The following is a 25,914-nucleotide window of genomic DNA, read 5'->3' as shown; positions in this document are numbered from 1 at the left end:
AGGTTGCGTAGCTTCCCAGCCCGCAAACCATAGACAGAATCTCACATCGATCACAATGATCGCCATTGGTGCCAGATTCAGGGGATCAATCGGCACATCTATCTACTACTTGAGAGAAATGGAAAGGTCTTAGATGCTTAAGAGGCGTTGCATTGCTGCACTTACCTCGGTTATATCGGTCGCTACGTTTGGCGTTGTGGCAACTGCTTCAAACGCAAACGCGGCCGTGTGGACCAGCACCAATACGGTTAATAACTGTGACGCCGCCTGCATAGTACTCTTCTATAACTCCCAGTATGGTGGTTCGCGAACGACTTTCGAGAACAATAAGGAGGAGGAAGGTTTCTACGATTTGGGCCCCTATACATTCAAGACTTCGGGCGCAGGAAATGGGCTTTCGGTAAAGAACAATGCTGCGTCAGCACAAGCAAGAAACTGGGGCTTGAATTACAATGTGACCATTTACTACCGTAGCGGATACTCTGGTCCCTGTGACAGGCTCCAAGCCACTCCTGATGAGTACACCTATGCCTCCAAGCTTGTCAATACGTACAACGAAAATGCATCACTCTATTGGCGCCGTTCCGTGGTGAGCCAAGGCTGCACCTACTGGGGATAGTAGTAATCAAGTTTGCTTTCCGGCGGGCTCCTCTAAGGTGTCCGCCGGAGCTGTTATTGGAGGTGTCATTTTGCGGCCTTCTCGAAAATTTACACCGGGCAGTACCACGATTCTGGTCCTTCTAGCGCTAGCTACTGGTTGTGCGAGCGGATCGAGTTCAGATTCTGGTCAGAATCATGAAAATCGCACGGAATCGAGCGCAAAAGCAGATCCCAAGCAAGATTTGTCTCAACCCTTCCAACTGCCCATCGATGACTACGGGATCAGCCCTGAGGATCATTATTTGATCGACAAAGCAAAGAAGATCCTTATTGATCGCTGCATGGAAGAATTTGGAAGCGATTACTCCGCTCCCCTGCCTGGAGAACCTATCGTTCAGGCAACAAGAAGATACGGAGTAACGGATATGAAAACTGCGAGAACCTACGGCTATCACATGCCGAAAGCGAGCTCGGGCGCAGGTGAAGACCCAGGGAAGATCGCAGCGAGAGAGAGAACGCTGCTTTTTGGGAGTAGTCGGCGGGCGAGTGTCGAGGCGAATGGCATGGAAGTTCCTGCTGGGGGTTGCAGTGGAAAAGCTGAGTCGATAATAACTACTACCCAGAGGCCTGAATCTGCGATTTCCGTGGCTCAACAAATTAACTCTGAAAGTTTCACAATTTCTTTGAAGGATCCACTTTTTGTCAAAGCAAATAGGCGATGGTCTGCCTGCATGGCGGAGAGGGGGTATAAGTATGATTCGCCGCTAAAGGCGATTTCGGATGCCAAGTTCCAAGAAGCGGATGAGCCCACCGAGGAGGAGAAGCGTGTTGCAGTGATGGACATTTCCTGCAAACGTGAAACGAAACTTATGGAAATTTGGAGTGGAGTAGAAAGAAGTGAGCAGGATGTGATGATTCGCAAACACTCCAATCTCCTACAGGAACTTCGCGCATTCCAGGAGGTAGAGATCCAGAATGCGCGGCAAGTCTTGTCCAAGTCCCGCTGAGAAAGTGAGTTACTAAGGTTGAACGACAGTAGTGATTCATTCGAATTTGCCCTGAGGAAGGTAATTGATGCCTCAGGCCCAGCTGGTAATGTCAATCCTGTAGCACTAGTGAGAGCAGGTGAGATGAGGGGGCGCGCTATTCGAAAGCGCCGACTGATTTGGATCGCTTTCATTTCGACGACGGCGATCCTCGCAGGACTTCTGCTCATCACCTTGTCTCTTTCCTCGTAGCGTGCAGACCGTGACTGCAGGGGAAGTTGGAAGTGATGACAGAGAAGAAACGGAAGTTCCATTTGGGGTTCTGGCAGGGCTGCACGGATCGTCACGGAGAGGTGCGACGGGGAAACGTCGTGATTCCCAACTGGTCGTTGGTGCCGTGCACATGGCCGCGGCCAGCCGCGGCGGGAACATACGCGGCACCACCTTCCATATGGACCGCGGCAGCGAACAGGGTTCATGGAGGATCCGTCAAGCCCGCCGCAAACTGGGCGTTTTCCAGTCCATGGTTCGGGTCGGATCCTGTGTCGATAGCGCCCGTCGGCGAGGCGTTCAACAACGTGCTGAAGGTCGTGTATGTCCGGCGGCACCTCTTCGCCACTCGTAAGAGGCCTGGATCAGGATCACACCGGGATCAGCGACTTCTGCGACGTCCGACGGCTACACAATGTGTGTCTTCAAGAGACCGATCGACTATGGACGCGACTCCTGGGCCAGTCTCAGCGAGGGGCCTTCGTAGAAAGGTTTCCGCGCTTCGAGCGGCTTGAAGTATCTCCGCAGTCCTACCGTCCGCCTTTGACAGGCAACTTTCAGGATTGCCCCGTTTGCCACCGCCGCTCCCTCGTCACACACGATCGCGGACGTATGACTAAGCTCTGTTTGAGGGGATTGAGCCGTCTGCTGTCGATCTCTCTTGGTCTGTGACGGTGAACCCTCAGCCCTTAAACGTCACGTCGGTGATAGCTTGCTTGTAGCCGGCGCCACTGTATTGGTCTTGCCCCGAGTAGGGCGTTGCTGTGATCCACACGAGTACGTACCGGGCTTTCACCGTCCTGTCGGTGGAGATCTTCAGATCCTGACCGGAAGTCGTGGCTGTGGCGATCTCTGTCATGGAGCTGAGAGGTGCCGACGAAGATAGCGAGTTGGCCCTATACAAGGTCGCTGTGGTGCGGTCGCCGCCATAAAGCAGCCCCATCGACGCCGTCGACAACGTGTGTGTGGAGCCGAGGTCGTAGACGATGCCCACGCCCCGCTTATACGGTGCGAGCTCAGGTCCGTCGTCGTAGGAGTACGTCCTCCAGTACGTGGAACTGTCGCCGTCGTAAGTGAGCCTCACATCGTTCGCGTGCTGGGGTTTGCCGTCCGGGTAGTACTCGGCGGCATCTTCGATATTGAGCGAGGACACCGGCTTGGCCTTTTCGTCCTTCTCGTCGTCGCCATCCGTTGTCTGCGTCTGGTTGGTGTCCTCGGACTTGTCGCTTTGGCCCATGAGCGTATCCGCCAGTTGCCAGCTGCCCAGGCCCAGGGCGGCGATCAGGAGGGCCGAGACGGCCCACTTGAGCGCTTTGCCGGTTCGGCCCTGCAGTGGGGGAGGCGGAGCCGCTATCGGCTGAGTGACGCCCGGACGCGGTGCCTGGCGGCCGTAAGTGCCCTGCTGGTACGTCGTGCGCTGATATTCCGGCGGGGCCGTGAACGCGGGCTCCGGCGGGCGGATGCGGGGCATCTCACCGATCGCCTTCACCAGTTCCTCCGGCGTTGTACACGCGGACTCATGGCGGGACGCCGTCGCGCCGTCGTTGACCAGCGCACGCATGGCGAGCTCCGACAGCCCTCGGTGGACGCCGGCACGCACCTGGTCGGGGGCGATCAGACCGACGTTCTTCGGTAGCCCGGACAAGCCGTAGGCGTCGCTCTCGTACGGCCAGCGCTGGGTGAGCGCGGCGTACAGCAGGGCGCCGATGGCCTCCGTGTCGGTGCGCTGCGGGGTGTCGGAGCTGACCCCACGCAATGCGGCGTTCACCGCGAGCCCGCGGATGCGCCACTGGCCGGTCGACGTGCGCAGCACAGCGTTCGGGTTGAGGCGGAAATGGGCCAGGCCCTCGCGATGGGCGGCGGCCATGGCTGCGGATACCTGGGTGACCATCTGGTAGGCGTCGTACACCTCCAGCGGCCCTGAGGCGAGGAGCGTGCTCAGTTCGGTGGCATCGGGAAGCCACTCATGGACGACGTAGACGAGATCGTTCTCTTCGACGGCGTCGAGGACCTGGACGAAGCGGGGGTCACCGAGCAGTGCGGAAGAGCGGGCCGAGGCCAGGACGGACCGAGCCCGTGCGTGGTCCGCTGGCAGGACGTGGACGCCGACGGCGCGACGAAGCTTCTCGTCGACCGCACGCCAACTGCTGAAACCGTCCAGACGGGTGACGCACTCCTCGAGGCGGTAGCGTCTGGCGAGCTTGTGACCGCTGTGCAGCTCAGGCGGTGAAGCCTTTCCGGGACCCTCAGTCCCGCCACTCCCCTGTGCCTCATCGATGTCCGTGTCCCGCTCCCAATACTTGGCCACCCCGTCGGACGTGGACTGGTCCGCCTGAGCGGTCAGCGGCTCGTCGCCGCTGTTGTCTGCCACGTCGACGGCAGCCGTGCTCCGTTCCGCCACCGTCGCTCCTGCCTCCCCATCCATTGCGCGCCGTCAGACTCGTGCGCGCCGTCCGACGTCGAACCAATTGTGCCCACAGTCCGCCGCTATGCACGACACTCGATGGCGGACGATGGTTGTGCGCGTACCGTTCCTAAAGACTGAGCATGAGTTGGACATGCTCTGCCGAATGCCCCGAACGGTCTTGGGCATTCTGGTCGACCGCGTTCGCTCCGCGTCCAGCGCCATCGGATCGTGTCCGTGGTCCGGGTACGCAGGGGCGGCTTTCCTCACTCCTGCGGTCACCAGGCCAAGCCTGGACGGTCCGATGCCCCACACCATCGCTCTGGTGGTGCGGGGGCGGTGCCGTCCGTCGCCTGATCCGGTGCCCGAGGGAGCGTCGTGCGATCGCCACCGAAGCCGCCTGGTGTCGGCTTGCGGGGCGTCGGGTTGTGGTGAGGGGCTGTTGCCAGTGTTCGGCGCCCCAACGGCTGGTGTAGGCGGGATCAACGGCGATCACGTTGATACTGGCTTCGGCGCACATGCTCAGCAGACGTGCGCGGAGTTTGCCGGTGGGGATGTCGGAGATGAGCTGCCTAAACCACTTGCGTCGGCCATACTTCTCCCGCGTCCTGGAGTTGGTGAAGTCGAGGTCTTCGATCGCGATGGCCTGCACGCCGGTCTGGCTGGCCCAGTGCAGGAGGCGAGTGAGGGCGTGGCGGAGCTGGGCGTCGCGATGGCTGGCTGTCCCGGTCAGGTCGTAGTCGAATCGACGGGGTGCGCCCGTCGGGTTGCCGTACTCGTCCAGCAGCCAGGCGGCCAGGTGATCCGCGTTCGTGTCAACGCCGATCACGCCTGAGGCCCGCAGTACCTCTAGTGGCAAGACGGGCAGGTCTTTGCGGGTCCAGGACGCGTCCAGGTACCAGCGGCCGCGCCCTACGTCCAAGTGGATGCGGTAGGCCACAGCCCGGTTCGCCTCGATCCGGTCGCGCCACTCTGCACCTCGGTGGGCGAAGTTCACACGGGCATCGAGGGTGTAGCGGCCGTGCGGGGCATTGGCGAGGTAGGTGATCGGGGCGGGCAACTTGATGCTGATCTCACCGTTGGGTGTGACGCGGATCGTCTCGTTGCCGAAGCGCTTGCCGGACTCGCCATCAGCGGTCAGGAACCAGCGCGCGGCCTCCCACGCCTCTCGCCACTGCGTCTCGGTCTTCTGCGCCGTAGTGAGGTTGTGACGCTGCTTGAGTAGCCGTCTGCTGCCCCGAACCACCGATACGCGTCCGGCTTCGCGCTCGGCGCGGACCCGCTCGTATTCGTGCTCCAGGATGGCCAGACGGCGCGTCTTGTGAAACCACTCGTTCCTGGATCGGTAGCCGCCGGGCTTGCCCTGGCTGCCCTTCTCCCCGATTGGCAGTGACAGGCGGTGCCGCACTGTGCGGATACCAGCGTCCAGCGATGCAAGGTGCTGATGCTGGGCGCGGCGAGACAGGCCCCACTGGTCGTGCGTGTTGGAGGTGACCGACCCGGCCCAGCGGGACGACGATTCGGCGGTCAGCTCCCGTTTACGGGCGGCCCATGTTTCGGTGGAGTGCTCCAGGCCGTCACGGCACCGGCGGGCCAGGTCGCGGGAGGCGAGACGTCCCATGTGTTGTCCCACGGCCTGCAGGACCTTCTCATCCTCGACTGTCAGCTTTTTGAGGCGGTCGCGTATCGAGACACCTGTGGGACCGTCGGCGACGAACGGCCGGGCGATCTGCCTGAGTGGCTTGCGATGATCAGCCATGCCGGGCTGCTTCCAGGGCCTTGTGGGCGCGGTTCTTCGCCGACCTCCGGCCGTACAGGCGGGCGCAGAAGGAGGTCAGTACTTCCACCACATCGCGCACCATGTCCTCTTCGACCTCGCCGTCGTCCAGGACGACGAGGTGGCGCCCGTGCGCGGACAGAGCGGCTTCGACGAGTTCGACGTTCATGCGGCCGAGGCGGTCTTTGCGCTCAACCACGACCGTGGTCACGGCGGGGTCGGCCAGCAGTCGCTTCGCCTTGGAACGGGTGCCGTTCATGCCGGATGCGATCTCGGCTTCCACGCGGACCACACGGTGACCGGCCTTGGCCGCCCACTCCGACAAGCGGGCGATCTGACGTTCCAGATCTGCTTTTTCTTCGTGCGAGGAAACGCGGGCGTACAGGCCCAGACCGCCGATTGCCTCCGGCGTTGTGGCAGCGTCGACGTTCACCAAGATCGTGCGAGGCCCAACACGCTGAGCAGGAACCGGAAGCGTCCCGTTCTTGAACCAGCGATACGCCGTGTGGGGGCTCACCCCCTGCGACCGTGCCCACTCAGTCAGATTCACGCGAGGAGCATAACGCAACTAGAAGCAGGTTGTGCACACTCATGCACACTCCGAGAGGCTTCGTCGCGCCCCCCACCTCAGCGACCCAGGCGTCCGCGGACCATGCCGACCAGTGAGTTCAGCTCCTCGATTCGCATCCGGCGGGCGGCGACGAAGAAGACCCCGAGCAGCACGGCTCCACCGGCCAGCAGTGCGGCCAAGGAGCCGAGAACGCCCTGTCCCAGGGTCTGGGCGATGCCGTAGCAGGCCGCACCGCTCAGCAGGGCCGCCGGTACCGAGGCGATGCAGAGTCGTGCGTACGTCCGCATCACGCGGGCGCCGTCGAGGTCGCCGCCGAGCTTCTTGCGCAGCCGGCTCCAGGCGACGCCGACGCCGATCGCGTAGGCGAGACCGTATGAGGCGGCCATGCCGACGACGGCCCAGCGGGCCGGGATGACGAAGTAGCAGGCGGCCGAGGCGACGGCGTTGACGGCCGCCACGATCACCGTGTTGTAGAACGGGGTCCGGGTGTCCTCATAGGCGTAGAAGGCACGCAGGACCACGTACTGCACGGAGTACGGAATGAGGCCGAGGCCGAAGGCCATCAGCATGTAGCCCATGTTGGTGGCCTCGCTGGTGCCCGAGGAGCCGAACATCAGCGTGCACATCGGGATGCCCAGGCCCAGGAACCCGAAGGCGATGGGGACGATCGCCACCGCCGTGGTGCGCAGGCCCTGGGAGATGTCGTCCCGTACGGCACCGCTGTCGCCCTCCGCCGCCGAGCGCGAGAGACGCGGCAGCAGGGCGGCCATCAGGGAGACGGTGATGATGGCCTGCGGCAGACCCCAGATCAGCTGGGCGTTGGCGTAGGCGGCGAAGCCGGTTCCGTCGACGTCGGAGTCGACTCCGGCGGCGGTCGACAGCTGGGTGACCACGAGGGCGCCCGCCTGGTTGGCCAGGACGAAAAGGATCGTCCACTTGGCGAGCATCGCCGCCTTGCCGAGACCGTGACCCTTCCAGTCGAAGCGCAGCCGCAGCCGGAAGCCCGTCTCACGCAGGTACGGGATCATCGCCAGGGCCTGGACGACCAGACCGAGCAGGACACCGATGCCGAGGAGCCGCTGGCCCTCCGGGGGGATGTTCGTGACGGCCATGCCGGAGCGCTCCGCGGTGCCGTACACCCAGAGGAACATCCCGAGCGTCACGATGATGACGATGTTGTTCAGGACGGGCGTCCACATCATCGCGCCGAACTTGCCGCGGGCGTTGAGGATCTGCCCCATCACCACGTGGACGCCCATGAAGAAGATCGAGGGCAGGAAGTAGCGGGTGAAGGTGACGGCCACCTCGTTCGCGGCGGGGTCGTTGGCGACGGGCGTGGACAGGGCCCTGACCAGGAGCGGCGCGCCGAACATCGCGAGTGCGGTGAGGGCGGCGAGCGCCACCATCACCAGGGTCAGCAGACGGTTCGCGTACGCCTCGCCGCCGTCCTCGTCGTCCTTCATGGCGCGCACCAGCTGCGGCACGAAGACGGAGTTGAGGCCGCCGCCGACGGTCAGGATGTAGATCATCGTCGGCAGCTGGTAGGCGACCTGGAACGAGTCGCCCAGCAGGCCGAGGCCCAGTGCCGAGACGATCATCATCGAGCGGACGAACCCGGTGAGCCGGGACACCATCGTGCCGGCCGCCATCACGGCGCTCGACTTCATCAGGCCCGCGGCGCGCCCGCCCTTCTTCGGCGCTGACGCGGACGCGGGCGCTGGAGCAGACGCCTGGACGGGCGCCGAGGGCTCGGCGGCGGCAGGCGGCGTAGGTCCCGGATACGGCCCCGCTGTCGCCGCCGGCGCCGGAGAAGGCCCCGGAACCGTCGGCGGCTGGTACGGCGGAACACCGCCCTGCTGCTGGTCCCGGAAGAGGTGCGCGAAGGCGTCGTGCTCGGGGCGCTCCTCGGTGGAGTGCGAGACGAGGTCGTCGACGCCCACGTACTGGGTCGTACGGGGGTCGTCGCCGTAAGGCAGGTACTGGGTCGGGCCCTCCGGTTCGGGCGCCGGGGTCTGTGCCCACACGTGCGGGTCGGGGGCGTACGGCGACTGGGGTGGCTGGGCGTACAGCGACTCGGGCGACTGGTACGTGCCCGGTGGGGGCGGCGGGTGGGCGGCACGGTCGTACAGCGCCTCGGCGACCGGGTCCTGGGCGGAGAGGTCCTGCGCCCGGTAGGGGTCCTGGTCGTAGGCGTCCTGGAGGTACATGTCCGCGGGGTGCTGCGGCGGTACCTGGCCGTGCTCGGGCGGCGGGCCCTCGGGGTGCCCCGAGGGGCCCGCGGGCTGGCCGCGGTCACCGTCGTACGGCGCGTTCATGGTTACCCCACCTCATCGTCCCGGGCCCACCGGCCACGACATCGCTCAACGGTCCACTCTCTCACCCGTGCCGGACGGGTCGGCGCTTTCCGCTGCGGTGTCCGGTGTCGGGTCACTCGGCTGCTCCGGGGCGTCTGCCCGGGGACCGGTGTCCGACTCTTCCTCGCGGAGTTCCTCGGGCGTGAGACGGTCCTCGGGGCCTTCCGGGTTCTCCGGGTCGCCGTCGGTCTCGCTCGGCTCCTGGGAGGCGTCCTCCTCGGCCCTGCGGGCCGCCGCGCGCTTGCGCTGCGTGTACATGCGGAACCCGGCGAGGACGAGCAGGAGGAAACCGCCGCCGATGACGAGCATCACGGTGGCCGTGAACTCGGTGACCTTCACGTCGAAGGTGACGGGTGAGCCGTAGGGCTGGCCGTCCTCGGTGAACAGCTGGGCAACGACCCTGGCCTGGCCGTTGGCCTGCGCCGACGTGGTGAACTTCACGGTCTGGCTGTGGCCGCCGGAGACCGCGACACGCTGTTCGTAGTAGGAGTCGCCGCCGATCTCGAGGCGCCTCGGGCTCTGTGAGGTCAGCCGCAGCACCAGGTGGTCGACACCCTGGACGAGATTGTTCTGCACGGTCACAGGGATCGTGGCACTGCGCCCGGAGAGCTTGGTCTCCGACTTCTCGATCAGTGTGATCTGTCCGGCCAACGAGTCGACGTAGGCCTCAATGCCGTTGCGATAGTCCGCGGCCTCAGCGGAGCGGCCGCGCCATGACGTGGACATCTCGCGGTTCATGGCCCGTCCGAAGGGGGTGACCACCCGGGACTGCTTGGTGAGGATCACCTTGAACTTGTCGAGCTTGTCCTGCGTGGTGGCGACCTGTTCGAAGGCCGCTCGCGGCAGCTGCTGCTTGCGCAGTGAGGAGGGGTACTGGGAGGCCGCCGGCACCTTCGTGGTGGCGGCGGAGTCCGGCTTGGCCGTGGCAGCGGCCGTGAGTTCCTGGGACTGGGACCACGTGCCGTCCTGGAGCGCCGAGACCGCCTCGGCCATCGTCTGGGCCTGACTCGTCGTGGGCATCCGCTGCGGGGCGACGACGATGCTGCGCTGCTTGTTCGTCTGGAGGTTGAGAGTCAGGCTCTGGGCCAGGAACCTCTGCACGGCGAGCGTCGAACTCGACGCCTTCGTCAGGTTGCCCTGGAATGCCGTCGACATCCGTGCGTCTGCGACGACCGCCGTCGTACCGCCGCCGATGGGACGGGCCGCCGAGGGCGTGTAGGGCAGGCCGCCGGTCTCCACCAGGCTGTCGTTGCGGGCGATCACCTTGTCCGCGCCGGCGGACGTGGCGACCTTGACAATGGACGGGTCGACGGCGCCGTTCACCGGCCAGGCGAAGTCGGTGGTCGGCTCCACGTGGAGGATCGAGTCGACCGTGTCGGCGGCGACGTCGGTGGCCTCCTTGAGGTGGTTCAGGGAACCGGTGGCGTTGGTGCCGTTGTGCGCCAGGGAGGCCAGGTCGGGGTCGGCGAAGGGCAGGGCGACGACTTCCTTGTCCTGCACCGCGTCCTGTAGCTCGGCCAGCCACTGCGCGGCGACCGCCCGATAGCCGCCCGGCCTGGTCGTGTCGCCCTCGCCCTGGACGCGATAGCTCTCTGTCATGGCATCCACGGAGGCCAGCAGGTCGGGGTCGATCACCCAGGTGACGTCGAGTTCCTTGCCCAGCGACACGAGCTGCTGCAGTCGGCCGCCCGGGGAGATCTCCTTGGCGAGGTCGTCATCACGGAAGACCGGAGTCTGTGATTCGTCCGACCCCGTCTGCGCGGTCATGTGCGAGGAGGAGATGAGCGGCCACAGAACGGTCGTCCGGGTCTTCGTGCCGGCCTCGTCGGGCTGCCACGGCAGGAAGGTCCGCTGGATGCCGAGCACCTGGTCCCACTGCTGCGCCGCCGTCTCACCGGACAGCGAGACGGCGAACTCGTAGACCCCGTCCTCTCCCAGGTCCAGCTTGTCGACCGGCACGGAGATGCTGAAGGGCTGGGAGACACCTGGAGTGAGCTTGGAGAACTCCTTGACGTACTTCCCGCCTACCGGGGCTCCGTCGAGGCCCTGCTGGTAGCCGGTGCGCGCGGCGACCGTGTCGATGGCCGAGCGGGTGTTCAGGGGCGCCCCCAGGCGCAGGTCCACCTGCGCGTCCGTGACCGCTTGCTTGCCCTTGTTGGTCACCGTGCCGGACACGGTCAGGGTGTCGCCCTCACCGGGGACGGTGGGCGTGAGCGAGTCCACAGCGACGGCCACCGTGCCCGGGCCGGAAGCGGCCTGCACGGAGTCCTGCACAGAGTCCTGCATGGCGGCGTGCGTCGTGGCGGCGGCAGGCAGCTGGAGCAGGCCTGCCAGCAGAGGCGCACCGGCGAGCAGCGCTCCGGTGCGCCGCATCCACCGGCGGGCAGGTGAGGGACTCATCCCCTGGAAGTCTGCCGCCTCGGCCACGCGCTCGCCCGTCCCTCGTCGTCGTCAGTGGTCGTCGGAATGTGCGTCCACGCATGGTAACGATGCGCGCTGAGGGGAAGTGCCGCGGTCTCCTCCACAAGATCGGCTCGGACCGCTCAGCCTGTCCCGTATGTGCCCCTATAAAGGGGAGCGTTTTCGTACGTCGTAAGAGCAGGCATTGTGGGCGTATCGACGGAGCTGTCTCCGCCCTCGGATGTGCACCTTTAATGGAGGCGCTCCCGGTCGCCCAGGCCACGTACCCTCTTCTGTTGTGCCGAACGCCAACGAAGACAAGCCCAGCGCCCTGAGCCAGGCGCAGCACCGTGCGGTGAGTGAACTGCTGCGGGTTGCCCCTGTCGCCGACGACCTCGCCCGCCGTTTCCAGGAGGCCGGGTTCTCACTCGCCCTGGTCGGCGGGTCGGTCCGGGACGCGCTTCTCGGCCGGCTCGGTAATGACCTGGACTTCACGACCGACGCCCGTCCCGAGGACGTGTTGAAGATCGTGCGCCCGTGGGCGGACGCCGTGTGGGAAGTCGGTATCGCTTTCGGCACGGTCGGGGTGCAGAAGGAAGCCCGCGTCGGAGACGTTGACCGATGCTTTCAGATCGAGGTGACCACCTACAGGTCGGAGGCGTACGACCGGACCTCACGCAAGCCCGAGGTGTCGTACGGCGACTCGATCGAGGAGGACCTCGTCCGGCGTGACTTCACCGTGAACGCGATGGCCGTCGCGCTTCCGGAGAAGGAGTTCATCGACCCGCACGGCGGGCTGGAGGACCTGGCGGAGGGTGTGTTGCGTACGCCGGGCACTCCCGAGGAGTCCTTCTCGGACGACCCGCTGCGCATGATGCGGGCGGCGCGCTTCGCGGCACAGCTCGACTTCGAGGTGGCTACCGAGGTTGTCGCTGCCATGAAGGACATGTCCGGCCGCATCGAGATCGTCTCGGCGGAGCGGGTGCGGGACGAGCTGAACAAGCTGATCCTCTCGGCCCACCCCCGTAAGGGTCTGACCCTGCTGGTCGACACCGGGCTCGCCGACCACGTGCTGCCCGAGCTCCCGGCTCTTCGCCTGGAGAGCGACGAGCACCACCGCCACAAGGACGTGTACGAGCACACTCTGATCGTTCTGGAACAGGCGATGGAGTTGGAGGAGGAGGGCCCCGATCTGACCCTCCGGCTGGCCGCGCTGCTGCACGACATCGGCAAGCCCCGCACACGCCGCTTCGAGCAGGACGGCCGGGTCTCTTTCCACCACCACGAGGTGGTCGGTGCCAAGATGACCAAGAAGCGCATGACTGCGCTGAAGTACTCCAACGAGCTGGTGAAGGACGTCTCACGGCTGGTCGAACTTCACCTGCGTTTCCACGGCTACGGCACGGGAGAGTGGACGGACTCCGCAGTTCGCCGCTATGTCCGTGACTCAGGCCCGCTCCTGGACCGACTCCACAAGCTGACGCGCTCGGACTGCACCACGCGCAACAAGCGCAAGGCGGCCGCGTTGTCCCGCGCCTACGACGGCCTGGAGGAGCGGATCGCTCAGCTCCAGGAGCAGGAGGAACTGGACGCCATCCGCCCCGACCTCGACGGCAACCAGATCATGGAGATCCTCGGTGTGGGGGCCGGGCCGGTCATCGGTCGTGCGTACAAGCACATGCTGGAGCTGCGGCTGGAGAACGGGCCGATGGCACACGACGAGGCGGCGGCGGCGCTCAAGGAATGGTGGGCGCAGGAGTCAGAGGCCTGAATCGAGCCGATACGTAAAGAGCGGGCGCCATGTTTCACGTGAAACATGGCGCCCGCTCTTCGATGTTTCACGTGAAACGACGACGCGTGCGATGGCGGCCTGCAGAAGCGGCCGGAGTCAGATCAGACGTCCTTGAGGCACAGCAGGAACTCGTCGTCGCTGGTGCCCGTCTTCATCGTCTCGGTGTAGAAGCTGGTGGCCCCGTCGACCTTGCCGCACTCGGTCTCGGCCGTGAGCTGCGTGTAGTGACCCTTGACCTTCTTGAGTACCTTCACCTCGGCGTCGGAGGAGGTGCAGTCCACGACCTCCAGGGCGTCGTCCGACACGGACGACGACGGGGCCTTCAGGCAGTCGCCCACGGCGGCGTTCTTGGCGTCGTCCTGGCTCATTATGTAGCCGACGATCATCATGGTGGCGACGATCACGACGGCGCCGACGTTCTTGATCGTCTTGAAGCTGACCCTGCGACGCGGCTGCTGCGGCGGAACCGGCGCGTACGGTGCCGCACCCTGCTGGGGGAACCCGGGCTGGCCCGGCTGCTGCGGGTAGCCGCCCTGGGCCGGGTACGGTGCCTGGGGCGGGTACGGTGCCTGGGCCTGGGGCTGGCCGTACGGGTTCTGGCCCTGGGCGAACGGGTTGCCCTGGGGCGGCGGAGTGGTCACTTGGGGGTCCCCCTAGAACGTGGGTGCGTGGCGCGAACCGAGCGCCGAGATAAGACGCACGTAAGTTACCGGTCCCCACTGACACTCAAGTCGCCGGGAGTGGCTCTGTGTCATTGATGTGACACAGACTGGCGTTCAAAGCGGGCCATAGCCCCAGCAACTGCCGCGTAGATAACGGCGACTGTGACCACGAGCGGCGCAGAGCGGCCGTCCGGCGGCAGCATCAGGGCGGCTACACCCGCGGCGCCGACGAAGGCTACGTTGAACAGCACGTCGTAAACGGAGAAGATCCGGCCACGGAAGCCGTCCTCGACCGAGGCCTGCACGATCGTGTCCGTCGCGATCTTCGCCCCCTGCGTCGTCAGGCCCAGCACGAATGCCGCCACCAGCATGGGAGTTGTGGCGAATGGGAGGCCGAGTGCGGGCACCAGGAGCGCGGCGGCCCCCGCACACACGGCGATCCAGAGGCCGGAGCCCAGCCGTCCCGCAGCCCAAGGGGTCGCCACCGCCGCAGCGAAGAAGCCGGCGGCCGAGATAGCCAACGCCAGCCCCAGCAAGGCGAGTCCGTCATCGGCGTTCGAGGAGAAGGCGTACCGGCAGAGCATCAGCAGCATGACCAGCAGAGCGCCGTAGCAGAAGCGCATCAGGGTCATCGTGAACAGGGCCCAGGCGGCCTCCCGACGCGGCGGGGTGCCGAGGTGGCGTACGCCCGCCGCCAGGTCGCGCGCTGTGCCGGACACGGCGGCCGCGAGCCCAGGCTGCGCCAACTCGCGATCGGGACCGAGCAGTTCCGGTGCCATGCGCAGCGACGCCAGCCCCGCACACAGATACAGCGCGGCTCCCAGAAGGACCACGGCCGCATCGGAGTCCCATGCCACCAGCCGCACGAGGAAGGCCAGGCCGGCACCCGCGGCCGCCGCGAGTGTTCCGGCGGTCGGCGAAAGGGAGTTGGCGATCACGAGCCGCTCTTCGTCGACGACGCGCGGCAGCGCCGCGGACAGGCCGGACAGGACGAAGCGGTTGACGGCGGTGACACACAGGGCGGAGACGTAGAAGAGCCAGTCCGGGACTTCGGTGATGATCAGGGCGGCCGTCGCCGAGGCCAGTACGGTGCGCAGCAGGCTGCCGTACAGCAGCACCTGGCGGCGGCGCCAGCGGTCCAGGAGGACACCGGAGAAGGGGCCCACCAGGGAGTACGGCAGGAGCAGTACCGCCATGGCGGAGGCGATCGCGGCGGCCGAGGTCTGTTTCTCCGGGGAGAAGACGACGTACGTGGCGAGCGCGGTCTGGTAGACGCCGTCCGCGCCCTGCGAGAGCAGGCGTACGACGAGCAGGCGCCGGAAGTCCCGGAAGCGCAGCAGGACCCGCAGGTCGCGTACGACGGACATGGGGCACAGCCTCACATATGGGGAGGGTCCCCGGGCGGTACAACCCGGGGACCCTCGGCAGCTCTGGCAGGAGCGTTCTAGTGCGGCGCCGTCTGCTTAGCGCTCGACCTCGCCCTTGATGAACTTCTCGACGTTCGTGCGGGCCTCGTCGTCGAAGTACTGGACCGGCGGGGACTTCATGAAGTAGCTGGAGGCCGAGAGGATCGGGCCGCCGATGCCGCGGTCCTTGGCGATCTTCGCGGCGCGCAGCGCGTCAATGATGACGCCGGCGGAGTTCGGGGAGTCCCAGACCTCGAGCTTGTACTCCAGGTTCAGCGGGACGTCACCGAAGGCGCGGCCCTCGAGACGGACGTAGGCCCACTTGCGGTCGTCGAGCCAGGCGACGTAGTCGGACGGGCCGATGTGGACGTTCTTCTCGCCGAGCTCACGGTCGGGGATCTGCGAGGTGACGGCCTGCGTCTTGGAGATCTTCTTCGACTCCAGGCGGTCGCGCTCCAGCATGTTCTTGAAGTCCATGTTGCCGCCGACGTTCAGCTGCATCGTGCGGTCCAGGACGACGCCGCGGTCCTCGAACAGCTTCGCCATGACGCGGTGCGTGATGGTGGCACCGACCTGGGACTTGATGTCGTCGCCGACGATCGGGACGCCCGCCTCGGTGAACTTGTCCGCCCACTCCTTCGTACCGGCGATGAAGACCGGCAGAGCGTTGACGAAGGCGACCTTGGCGTCGATGGCGCACTGGGCGTAGAACTTCGCCGCGTCCTCGGAACCCACGGGCAGGTAGCAGACGAGGACGTCGACCTGCTTGTCCTTGAGGATCTGGACGACGTCGACCGGGGCCTCGGCCGACTCCTCGATGGTCTCGCGGTAGTACTTGCCGAGGCCGTCGAGGGTGTGGCCGCGCTGGACGGTCACGCCCGTGCTCGGCACGTCGCAGATCTTGATGGTGTTGTTCTCGCTGGCGCCGATGGCGTCCGCGAGGTCGAGGCCGACCTTCTTCGCGTCGACATCGAAGGCGGCGACGAACTCGACGTCACGGACGTGGTACTCGCCGAACTGCACATGCATCAGGCCGGGGACCTTGGACGCCGGGTCGGCGTCCTTGTAGTACTCGACTCCCTGAACCAGCGACGCGGCGCAGTTGCCGACGCCGACGACGGCTACGCGAACCGAACCCATTCCGGTTGCTCCCTGTGTGTACGAGTGAGGCCCTGACTGGGCTCTCACGTGGCGGTGTCGCCAGGCGAATCCGTCCCGGGGGTACCCCCGGGACGGGGCAGATCGCCCGGCTCTCCAGATGTGGTGTCCTGCTGAGCGGACCCCCCGGAAGCGGAACCTTTCAGGTCCCGCCCGGCCCGCTCGCTCTCGATGAGCTCGTTCAGCCAGCGCACTTCGCGCTCCACGGACTCCATCCCGTGGCGCTGGAGCTCAAGCGTGTAGTCGTCGAGGCGCTCCCGAGTACGCGCCAGGGAGGCGCGCATCTTCTCCAGCCGCTCCTCCAGCCGGCTGCGGCGGCCTTCCAGCACGCGCATGCGCACGTCCTGGGGTGTGCGTCCGAAGAAAGCAAATCGGGCAGCGAAGTGCTCGTCCTCGTACGCGTCAGGGCCGGTCTGCGAGAGCAGTTCCTCGAAGTGCTCCTTACCTTCTGCCGTCAACCGGTAGACGATCTTGGCGCGACGCCCCGCGAGTGGTGCGGCGAGGGCGTCCTCGGTGGTGTTCCCCGGTTCCTCGATCAACCAGCCGTTGGCGACCAGCGTCTTGAGGCAGGGATAGAGCGTGCCGTAGCTGAACGCGCGGAACACGCCCAGCGACGTATTGAGTCGTTTGCGCAGCTCGTAGCCGTGCATCGGGGATTCGCGGAGCAGTCCGAGGACGGCGAACTCGAGGATCCCGGAACGTCGGCTCATCCCCTCGCCTCCTCGGCATATCTCGCGCTGATGTATCGACTCGATACATCAGAACGATAGAACGGCCTCCCGGACGCGACAAGTGGGGGAACGGTGAACGGGATCACATCAACGATTCATGTGGAGCGAGTTGCCTGATTTGGGGTGAAGTTCGGGGCTGGTGGGGCTTTGACGGTGCGTAGTCTGTGCGCCATGCACAGCACCGGGAACCGAGTGACGCCTGAGGGCGTCGTCGTTCTTGGTGCAGTACGGGTGAATGCGGAACCGACCGCATCCGTACTTCGGGGGGACCGGAAAACAGCCGCCGTTGTCAGGCGCGCAGGGGTGCGCCTGCCCGAGGAGTAGTCGTTCGATGAGCGAGCACCGTCGCAAACCGCCGCCGCCGCAGGGAGGCGGACGTGCCGCGACCCGACGCGGCCAGGTCGGCTCTTCCTCCGGCCGCCGAGCGGCACCGCGAGGCGCCACCGGATCTCCTTCCGACTCGTACGGGTCGGGTCCCAGCGGTCCGGAAGGCGAGGAACGTCCGTATGGCGGACGCGCCGAAGCACGGCGCGCTGCCCAGAGAGGCGCGGGCAGCCGCCGTAGAGCGCCCGAACCAGCCCGGGGCGGCCGCCGAGGCGCTCCCGGCGGGCCGAACGGCCCCGGGCGCGGCAGAGGACGCGCGGCCCCGCCCGACAAGAAGCGGTTCATCGACTATCCACGCGCGGGCAAGTACGGCGCGGCGCGCTGGGTTCCGTCGTGGCGGCTTGTCACCGGACTGTTCATCGGCTTCTTCGGCAGTCTTGTGGCCGTCGCAGGTATCGGGTACGCGATGGTCGGCATCCCCAAGGAGGATGCCGCGGCAAAGTCTGAGAACAACGTCTACTACTGGGCAGACGGCACTCAGATGGTCGCCACGGGCAGCGGCCAAAACCGTCAGAACATCACGATCGACAAGATCCCGAAGGCCATGCGGTACGCGGTGATCTCGGCCGAGAACAAGACCTTTTACGAGGACTCGGGCATCGACCCCGCGGGCATCGCCCGAGCGCTGGCCAACATGGCCCGGGGCGGTGACACACAGGGCGGTTCGACGATCACTCAGCAGTTCGTCAAGAACACCTACTTGAGCCAGGAGCAGACGCTCTCCCGGAAGTTCAAGGAGATGTTCATCTCCATAAAGGTAGGGGGTGAACTCACCAAGGACGAGATTCTCCAGGGGTACCTGAACACGTCGTACTACGGCCGTGGCGCGTACGGTCTCCAGGCTGCGGCCCAGACCTACTACGGGAAGGACGCGGTCAAGCTCACGCCGAGCGAGTGTGCCTTCCTCGCCGCGCTACTCAAAGGCCCGACGTACTACGACCCCGAGGGCAACACGAACCTTGACAAGTCGGCGACTCCTGTGGCGAACAAGAAACGTTCCCAGGTGCGCTGGGGCTGGATCCTCGGCGAGATGCGCAAGGACGGCCACCTGACGGAGGCGCAGTACCAGGAAGCCACCAAGAAGTACCCCATGCCCCAGGGTCTCAAGGCGACCAAGGGCATGACCGGCCAGATCAGCTACCTGGTCGACACGGCCAAGAAGTACGTCCTCAACCACTCGGACATCACACAGACGGAGTTCGACAAGGGCGGCTTCCAGATCACCACGACCTTCGAGAAGGACAAGGTCAACGCCCTGACCAAGGCCGTAAAGAAGATCGAGAGTGAGCGCCTCGACCCAGAGAAGCGTGAGCTGGACAAGTACGTCCAGTTCGGTGCTGCTTCGGTGAAGCCCAACGATGGTGCCATCGTCGCCATCTACGGCGGCGCCGGTTACGAGAACGACCACTTCACCAACAATGCGGATACCTCAGGTGTCCCGGTCGGTTCGACGTGGAAGCCGTTCGTGCTTGCCGCGGCCATGCAGTACGGCAGGTACGACACCAACGGCGAGGCCCTGTCGCCGATGAGCAAGTACAACGGCAACGACAAGCTCAAGGTCCGGAATGATGACGGCAGCTATGTCCTGGACAAGGATGACCAGGTCTTTCTGCAGCGCAACGAGAGCCCTCGCGCCTGGGGTTACATCACCTTGCGCAAGGCGATGGAGCAGTCCATCAACACGCCGTTCGTGCAGCTTGGCTGGGACGTCGGAATGACGAAGGTGCGGGACGTCGCCCAGAGGTCAGGCATCCTGAGGGACAGCTTTGCCACGCTCAACCCGTCCTTCGCGCTCGGCACGTCGACCCCCAGTGCGATCCGCATGGCGGACGCCTACGCGACGTTCGCCGCGTCCGGCCAGCACACCGATCCGTACTCGGTTGTTGAGGTCAAGAAGGACGGCCAAAGGCTTTCCGGATTCACCAAGCCTGAGGCCAGTGAAGCAATGCCTGCGAACGTAGCTCACAATGTCACCGACACACTCGAGAACGTCATCGAGAACGGTACAGGTCAGAACGCCAAGGCCCTGGGCCGGACGGCAGCCGGCAAGACCGGTACCACTGACGAGAACAAGTCGGCCTGGTTCGTCGGGTACACCCAGCAACTCTCGACCGCGGTCGCGATGTTCCGCGAAAACCCGAAGGATCACAAACTTCTCTCGATGAACGGCACGGCCGGCGAGGACTCCATCCATGGTGGTGATGTCCCCACGGAAGTGTGGACCGAGTACATGAAGGCCGCGCTCAAGAGCGAGAGTGATCCCGGCTTCCCGGAGGCCGAGGAGATCGGCGAGATCCACGACGCCGTGGGCGCGCCGTCGCCGACCCCGTCCTTCACTCCTGAGCCGAGCGAGTCGGCTTCCCCGACGCCGAGCGTGTCACCCAGCGAGAGTGCCGCCTCTCCGACGCCCACGGCGAGTGAGACCTGCCAGATCAGCTGGCAGTGTGACCCCACCAGCGGTGGCCAGGACGGTGGCCAGGACGGGGGAGCGACCTCGTCGCCGACGCCCACGTCTACGGAAACAGACGACAACGGCAATGCCAACGGCAACGGCGGTATTTTCGGAGGCTCGACGGGTTAGGTTCTGTCTCCTTGGTCAGCGCCGTGTCCGGATGAGGATGGTGGCGAGGTGGAGAGCGGCCTGGTAGCCGATCGCGAATTTCGTCGGTCGTGTGGCCAGGCCGCGCCGCATTTCGAGACGCGGTTGATGTACCACCGATGTTGCGCTGTCGAGCGGTCTGGAACGAGCCGAGTTCGTCGGGGAGGCGCCGCCTGGGGTGCGCTGCCGCTCGTTCCACCGCCATCCCCGTGGTCCGGAAACGAACGTACCCCTGGTGGCTTGGATTGATCTGTACAGGACATTCCAAGATCCCTACGGTGCAGGGAACATCAGTCTGAACGTGAGTGAGGCAATGAAATGAGATGGCGAGACCGCTCCAGGGCCTGGGCCTCCATCACTGCGCTCACTGGGTTGATCCTGGTGGGCCAGGCGAGCAGTCCCGCGCATGCCGCCGTCGCGGTCGCCGGGTGCAGCGCTACGGGTGTCAGCGGGACTGTCAACGTCGACGGTTACACCGCAGGCTCCCACAACTACCCGCACGTCTACCTCTCGCTGGCTGACAACGCGGCCGACGACCACCACGTGCGGATCCGCTTCATCTCCCTCAGCATGGCCGGTCCCCACACCTACTACCCGTGGCGTGCCCATTACGGCGGTAAGGGCACCTCGCAGGGCTGGTCGACCTCGGCCTACTCCGCGGCGACCACCGTGGGATTCGCTGTCCAGGCCGCGGTCTGGGAGGGAAACAACCCTGAGCCGATCCGGTACTGCACTGACTACAAGTGGTACTGACGTGAGACCTCGCCGGCCGACCGGTGCTCGATCGCCCTCCTGACACCTCACTCCAAGGCACGTACGGCAGGATGTGCCCCATGCCCAGTGCAGAGACGACGCCCACGAGCGTGCACGAGCCCGACCCGGTGCGGCCGACCAAGGAGGACGAGGTCGCCGCGAACGGGAGTGAGCTGATCGGTGGCCCCATCGGACGGCGTGCCCTGCTCGGGACGTCCTGGTGGACTCCGGTCCGGATCATCGCGCTCGTGGCGATCGGCATGTTCGCCCTCGGCCTGGTGCAGAAGGCACCCTGCTACGACGGTGGCTGGTTCTTCGGCGCCAGCTCGCAGTACACGCATGCCTGCTACTCGGACATCCCGCACCTCTACCAGGGGCGTGGCTTCGCCGACGGGCTCGTGCCGTACTTCGACAAGCTCCCCGGCGACATGGAGTACCTCGAGTACCCGGTCCTGACCGGTGTGTTCATGGAAGTCGCCTCCTGGCTCACGACCGGGAGCGGCACCATCCAGCACCAGGAGCAGTGGTACTGGATGGTCAACGCCGGAATGCTGATGGCGTGCGCGGTCGTCATCGCCGTGTGCGTGACGCGCACGCACGTCCGGCGCCCCTGGGACGGACTGCTGGTCGCCCTGGCGCCCGCCTTCGCGCTGACCGCGACCATTAACTGGGACTTGCTGGCCGTCGCCCTGACGGCCGCCGCGATGCTGATGTGGTCGCGCGGTCGCGCTGTCGCCTTCGGCATCCTGCTGGGACTGGCCACGGCCGCGAAGCTCTATCCCGTCTTCCTGCTCGGCCCGCTGTTCGTCCTGTGCTGGCGTGCGGGCAAGTGGCGGGACTTCGGAAAGGCGCTGGTCGGCACCGTTGTCGCCTGGCTGGTGGTGAACCTTCCGGTGATGCTCCTCGCCTGGGACGGGTGGTCGCAGTTCTACCGGTTCAGTCAGGAGCGGGGTGTCGACTTCGGCTCCTTCTGGCTGATCATGGCCCAGAACTCCACCGATCCGCTGAGCACGGAGACGGTCAACACGCTCGCCACGCTGCTGATGCTGCTGTGCTGTGCCGGCATCGCCGCGCTCACGCTCACCGCGCCGCGGCGTCCACGTTTCGCCCAGCTGGCCTTTCTGATCGTCGCGGCGTTCATCCTCACCAACAAGGTCTACTCGCCGCAGTACGTCCTGTGGCTGGTGCCGCTGGCCGTGCTGGCCCGGCCGAGGTGGCGGGACTTCCTGATCTGGCAGGCGTGCGAGGTGGCCTACTTCCTCGGGATCTGGCTGTACCTCGCGTACACGACCAGCGGGGACGCCCACAAGGGACTGCCGCCCGACGGCTACCACTGGGCTATCGGCATGCACCTGCTGGGGACTCTGTACCTGTGTGCCGTCGTCGTACGGGACATCCTCATGCCCGAGCGCGATCCGGTGCGCCGGACCGGCGAGGACGATCCCTCGGGCGGAGTCCTCGACAGAGCGGAGGACGTGTTCGTGTTCGGCCCCGCGGCCCATCCCCCGCGGCACGCGGCCCACTTCGACGGGACGCCTGTGGAATGGGGCAGTCCGGGGGCGACGACCGACGGTTCGCTCTGAGCGAACAGGGCGATAGAGGCAGACGCGAAAGGCCGTACACGGGTTCTCCGTGTACGGCCTTCGTTGTTACGGCATTGCCGAGCGGAGTTCCCTCAACGGTCCCTCAACGGTCCCTCAGCGGTCGACGAGCCGGTCGAACTGCGTGGTGGTGTGGCGCAGATGGGCGACCAACTCGTCGCCGACCTTCGGCTCGGGGGCGTCCGCGGGGACGAACAGGATGGATACCTGCATGTGCGGCGGCTCCGCGAACCAGCGCTGCTTGCCGCCCCACACGAAGGGAGAAAGGTTCCGGTTGACCGTGGCGAGGCCGGCCCGGGCAACGCCCTTGGCACGCGGCATGACGCCGTGCAGGGCCTTGGGGGCCTCCAGGCCCACCCCGTGCGATGTTCCGCCCGCGACGACCACCAGGAAGCCGTCAGAGGCCGCCTTCTGCTGCCGGTAGCCGAAGCGGTCGCCCTTGGAGACGCGCGTGACGTCCAGCACCGCGCCGCGGTACTCGGTGGCCTCGTGGTCCCCCAGCCACAGCCGCGTGCCGATGCGGGCGCGGAAGCGGGTCTGCGGGAACTGCTGCTGGAGACGGGCGAGTTCCTCGGCCTTCAGATGGCTGACGAACATCGTGTGCAGCGGCAGCCGGGCCGCACGCAGGCGGTCCATCCAGCCGATGACTTCCTCGACGGCGTCCGAGCCGTCGGTGCGGTCCAGCGGCAGGTGGATGGCGAAGCCCTCGAGCCGGACGTTCTCTATGGCGGCGTGCAGTTGCGACAGCTCGTGCTCGCTCACTCCGTGCCGCTTCATCGAGGACATCACCTCGATGACGACACGGGCGCCCACGAGGCCGTACACGCCGTCCACCGACGACACCGAGCGGATGACCCGGTCGGGCAGCGGCACCGGCTCCTCGCCGCGCCGGTACGGCGTCAGCACCAGCAGGTCGCCGCCGAACCAGTCCTTGATGCGCGCCGCTTCGTACGTCGTGCCGACGGCGAGGACCTCGGAACCCAGACGCGTGGCCTCTTCCGCCAGCCGCTCGTGCCCGAACCCGTAGCCGTTGCCCTTGCAGACCGGGACGAGGCCCGGGAACTGCTCCTGCACGTGCTTGTGATGCGCCCGCCAGCGCGCGGTGTCGACGTAGAGCGTGAGCGCCATGGCCGGACCTGGAGCCTTTCTCGTAGCTGCGGTGTATCAGAGATATGGAAGCTATCGACGTTGCAGCTGTTGACGGTATCGAAGAAGAGAACGCGAGGTCAGCGACGCGACATGTAGATGTCGAGCGCCTTGTGGAGCAGCTTGTTGAGCGGGAAGTCCCATTCCCCGAGGTACTCGGCGGCCTGCCCACCGGTGCCCACCTTGAACTGGATCAGTCCGAAGAGGTGGTCGGTCTCGTCCAGCGAGTCGGAGATGCCGCGCAGGTCGTACACGGTGGCGCCGAGCGCGTAGGCGTCGCGGAGCATCCGCCACTGCATCGCGTTCGAGGGCCGGACCTCACGGCCGATGTTGTCGGAGGCGCCGTAGGAGTACCAGACGTGCCCGCCGACGATCAGCATGGTCGCCGCCGACAGGTTCACGCCGTTGTGGCGGGCGAAGTACAGCCGCATGCGGTTGGGGTCCTCGGTGTTGAGGGCCGTCCACATGCGCTCGAAGTACGACAGCGGGCGCGGCCGGAAGTGGTCGCGCACGGCCGTGATCTCGTACAGGCGCTGCCACTCCGCGAGGTCCTGGTAGCCGCCCTGGACGACCTCGACGCCGGCCTTCTCGGCCTTCTTGATGTTGCGCCGCCACAGCTGGTTGAAGTTCTTGTGGACCTCTTCCAGGGACCGGTTCGCCAGCGGCACCTGGTAGACATAGCGAGGCTGTACGTCGCCGAAGCCGGCCCCGCCGTCCTCGCCCTGCTGCCAGCCCATACGGCGCAGCTTGTCGGCGACCTCGAAGGCGCGCGGCTCGATGAAGTCCGCCTCGATGTCGCGCAGCCGCTTCACGTCCGGGTTCTGGATGCCCTGCTTGATGGAGCCCGCCTCCCAGCGCCGGATGATCACCGGCGGGCCCATCTTCACGGAGAAGGCGCCCTGGTTCTTCAGGTGCGCGAGCATCGGTTCCAGCCAGTCGGTCAGATTCGGCGTGAACCAGTTGATGACCGGGCCCTCGGGCAGATAGGCGAGATAGCGCTTGATCTTGGGCAGCTGCCGGTAGAGGACGAGGCCCGCGCCGACGAGTTCACCGCTCTTGTCGAACCAGCCGAGGCTCTCCGATCGCCACTCCGCCTTGACGTCCGCCCAGGCCGGGACCTGCATGTGGCTCGCCGACGGCAGGCTCTGGATGTATGCCAGATGCTGCTCGCGACTGATCGTCCTCAGGGTCAGGCTCATTCGGGGCGCTCCTCGGGCTGGGGTGTCCCCATGGGTACAGGGGCTCCGGCTCTCGCGCCGAAGCCTACTGCGCCTTTCGAGCGCCCCGAATGGGCGTATGGAAGCTCCGCCTCGGCCTGGTGGCCGCCGAGGCGTTCGATGGAGCGCTATTCGGTGTTCTACCGGTGTTCGGAGGACAACCTCCGTGGCCGGGGTGGGGAGGACAGTGCCCCTGGCGTCAGAAGACCCCGCCGAAGAGGCCGCCGTGCGCCATGCCGAGGAAGAAGCCGACCGCCGAGGCGCCGAGGCCGATGATCAGCCCGAAGCGTTCGCGGGTCGTCTCCGAGATCCACTGCCCGTACGCCCCGGTGAGGATTCCCACCAGGCCGGTCCAGGAGCTGAGCAGGTGCAGGTTGTGGAACATCGCCGTGACGAAGGCCGTGATGCCCAGCACCAGGGTCACCGCGAGCAGGGTGTCCTGGAGAGGGTGGGGCTTTCCGTCCGTGGCGAAAAGACCTCCGACGGTGTTGGGTCGCAATGCCTGTGCCATAGGGCACCTCCTGCGGAAGGCGGCGCATCGTAGCGCCATACACACCCGATGTGTACAGATTGTGGGGGACGGCGGCCGGATTTCAACCGGACGCCGGTGTGCGGGTACTGTGTAGCGTCTGCACCGGTGTCTGCCCGGGCCAGCTCGGGGAAACCGCGAGGTCACCCCCGATTGTCAGTGGCGGCCGATACCGTTGCGTACGCATCACAACCCTCCTGCCACGGAACGACCGTGGCCGCTGAGTCCAAAGGAGGTGGGTTCCACATGCGTCACTACGAGGTGATGGTCATCCTCGACCCCGATCTGGAGGAGCGCGCTGTCGCCCCCCTGATCGAGAACTTCCTCTCCGTCGTCCGTGAGGGCAACGGAAAGGTCGAGAAGGTCGACACCTGGGGCCGTCGTCGTCTCTCGTACGAGATCAAGAAGAAGCCCGAGGGCATCTACTCGGTCATCGATCTGCAGGCTGAGCCCGCGATCGTCAAGGAGCTCGACCGCCAGATGAACCTGAACGAGTCGGTCCTCCGGACCAAGGTCCTCCGCCCCGAGACCCACTGAGCTCTCCCGCTCAGCTGATCTCGGGATTCGAGTAGCA

Annotated in this window: 18 protein-coding genes; 6 read left to right on the top strand and 12 right to left on the bottom strand. The window is 65.8% G+C overall.

The genetic code is table 11. The annotated features are described in order from the left end of the window. Positions 1-902: 902 nt before the first annotated feature. Complete coding sequence (locus tag ACFU95_RS22480) at positions 903-1,607, top strand: hypothetical protein (RefSeq protein ID WP_383830348.1); 705 nt, start codon at positions 903-905, stop codon at positions 1,605-1,607. 931 nt (positions 1,608-2,538) lie between these two features. Here ACFU95_RS22480 and ACFU95_RS22475 read toward each other — a convergent pair. The 5 genes from ACFU95_RS22475 to ACFU95_RS22455 form a co-directional block, all read right to left on the bottom strand. Then, positions 2,539-4,257 (bottom strand): protein kinase family protein, encoded by a 1,719-nt coding sequence (locus tag ACFU95_RS22475; protein ID WP_383830345.1) that lies wholly within the window; start codon positions 4,255-4,257, stop codon positions 2,539-2,541. A 133-nt stretch (positions 4,258-4,390) separates the two neighbouring features. Then, a complete protein-coding gene (locus ACFU95_RS22470; protein ID WP_383830342.1) occupies positions 4,391-6,019 on the bottom strand; it encodes an IS200/IS605 family accessory protein TnpB-related protein in 1,629 nt (542 codons plus the stop codon). After that, complete coding sequence (locus ACFU95_RS22465; RefSeq protein WP_383830339.1) at positions 6,012-6,587, bottom strand: IS607 family transposase; 576 nt, start codon at positions 6,585-6,587, stop codon at positions 6,012-6,014. The genes ACFU95_RS22470 and ACFU95_RS22465 overlap by 8 nt, the downstream gene beginning before the upstream one ends. A gap of 77 nt (positions 6,588-6,664) precedes the next feature. Beyond that, positions 6,665-8,923 (bottom strand): murein biosynthesis integral membrane protein MurJ, encoded by a 2,259-nt coding sequence (murJ, locus tag ACFU95_RS22460; RefSeq protein ID WP_383830336.1) that lies wholly within the window; start codon positions 8,921-8,923, stop codon positions 6,665-6,667. A gap of 45 nt (positions 8,924-8,968) precedes the next feature. Then, positions 8,969-11,389 carry a DUF6049 family protein gene (locus tag ACFU95_RS22455; protein WP_383830333.1) on the bottom strand — a complete coding sequence of 807 codons (2,421 nt, stop codon included), beginning with the start codon at positions 11,387-11,389 and terminating at the stop codon, positions 8,969-8,971. A 271-nt stretch (positions 11,390-11,660) separates the two neighbouring features. Between ACFU95_RS22455 and ACFU95_RS22450 the strand changes: the two genes are divergently transcribed. After that, positions 11,661-13,133 carry a CCA tRNA nucleotidyltransferase gene (locus ACFU95_RS22450; RefSeq protein ID WP_383830330.1) on the top strand — a complete coding sequence of 491 codons (1,473 nt, stop codon included), beginning with the start codon at positions 11,661-11,663 and terminating at the stop codon, positions 13,131-13,133. Positions 13,134-13,255: 122 nt separating this feature from the next. Here the strand turns inward: ACFU95_RS22450 and ACFU95_RS22445 are convergent, their stop codons facing one another. The 4 genes from ACFU95_RS22445 to ACFU95_RS22430 all read right to left on the bottom strand — a co-directional run bounded on the left by ACFU95_RS22445 (position 13,256) and on the right by ACFU95_RS22430 (position 17,090). After that, the gene (locus tag ACFU95_RS22445; protein WP_383830327.1) at positions 13,256-13,795 is read right to left on the bottom strand and encodes a hypothetical protein; all 540 of its coding nucleotides are present in this window, start codon (positions 13,793-13,795) and stop codon (positions 13,256-13,258) included. 110 nt (positions 13,796-13,905) lie between these two features. After that, positions 13,906-15,183, bottom strand: a complete 1,278-nt coding sequence (locus ACFU95_RS22440; RefSeq protein WP_383830324.1) for an MFS transporter — start codon at positions 15,181-15,183, stop codon at positions 13,906-13,908. A 96-nt stretch (positions 15,184-15,279) separates the two neighbouring features. Continuing rightward, positions 15,280-16,362 (bottom strand): inositol-3-phosphate synthase, encoded by a 1,083-nt coding sequence (locus ACFU95_RS22435; RefSeq protein WP_383830320.1) that lies wholly within the window; start codon positions 16,360-16,362, stop codon positions 15,280-15,282. Between the two features lie 44 nt (positions 16,363-16,406). After that, on the bottom strand, positions 16,407-17,090 hold the full coding sequence (locus ACFU95_RS22430; protein ID WP_383830317.1) for a helix-turn-helix transcriptional regulator: 684 nt from the start codon (positions 17,088-17,090) through the stop codon (positions 16,407-16,409). 352 nt (positions 17,091-17,442) lie between these two features. Here ACFU95_RS22430 and ACFU95_RS22425 point away from each other — a divergent pair, with 352 nt between their 5' ends. The 3 genes from ACFU95_RS22425 (at position 17,443) to ACFU95_RS22415 (ending at position 22,430) form a co-directional block, all read left to right on the top strand. Next, a complete protein-coding gene (locus tag ACFU95_RS22425; RefSeq protein WP_383830314.1) occupies positions 17,443-20,076 on the top strand; it encodes a transglycosylase domain-containing protein in 2,634 nt (877 codons plus the stop codon). A 336-nt stretch (positions 20,077-20,412) separates the two neighbouring features. Then, complete coding sequence (locus ACFU95_RS22420) at positions 20,413-20,847, top strand: hypothetical protein (protein WP_383830311.1); 435 nt, start codon at positions 20,413-20,415, stop codon at positions 20,845-20,847. 80 nt (positions 20,848-20,927) lie between these two features. Beyond that, on the top strand, positions 20,928-22,430 hold the full coding sequence (locus ACFU95_RS22415) for a glycosyltransferase family 87 protein (RefSeq protein ID WP_383830308.1): 1,503 nt from the start codon (positions 20,928-20,930) through the stop codon (positions 22,428-22,430). Positions 22,431-22,544: 114 nt separating this feature from the next. Here the strand turns inward: ACFU95_RS22415 and ACFU95_RS22410 are convergent, their stop codons facing one another. From ACFU95_RS22410 to ACFU95_RS22400, 3 genes are all read right to left on the bottom strand, one after another. Continuing rightward, complete coding sequence (locus ACFU95_RS22410) at positions 22,545-23,576, bottom strand: alanine racemase (RefSeq protein WP_383830305.1); 1,032 nt, start codon at positions 23,574-23,576, stop codon at positions 22,545-22,547. 98 nt (positions 23,577-23,674) lie between these two features. Next, positions 23,675-24,793 carry a lipid II:glycine glycyltransferase FemX gene (locus ACFU95_RS22405; RefSeq protein WP_383830302.1) on the bottom strand — a complete coding sequence of 373 codons (1,119 nt, stop codon included), beginning with the start codon at positions 24,791-24,793 and terminating at the stop codon, positions 23,675-23,677. Between the two features lie 217 nt (positions 24,794-25,010). Then, positions 25,011-25,322, bottom strand: a complete 312-nt coding sequence (locus tag ACFU95_RS22400; protein WP_383830300.1) for a hypothetical protein — start codon at positions 25,320-25,322, stop codon at positions 25,011-25,013. 264 nt (positions 25,323-25,586) lie between these two features. Between ACFU95_RS22400 and rpsF the strand changes: the two genes are divergently transcribed. After that, positions 25,587-25,877, top strand: a complete 291-nt coding sequence (rpsF, locus tag ACFU95_RS22395; RefSeq protein WP_010353482.1) for a 30S ribosomal protein S6 — start codon at positions 25,587-25,589, stop codon at positions 25,875-25,877. Positions 25,878-25,914: the final 37 nt, after the last annotated feature.

Origin of the sequence: Streptomyces sp. NPDC057623 (assembly GCF_042800355.1) — a bacterium.
Lineage (GTDB): Bacteria > Actinomycetota > Actinomycetes > Streptomycetales > Streptomycetaceae > Streptomyces.
This window is presented reverse-complemented; position numbering and strand designations above follow the sequence as displayed.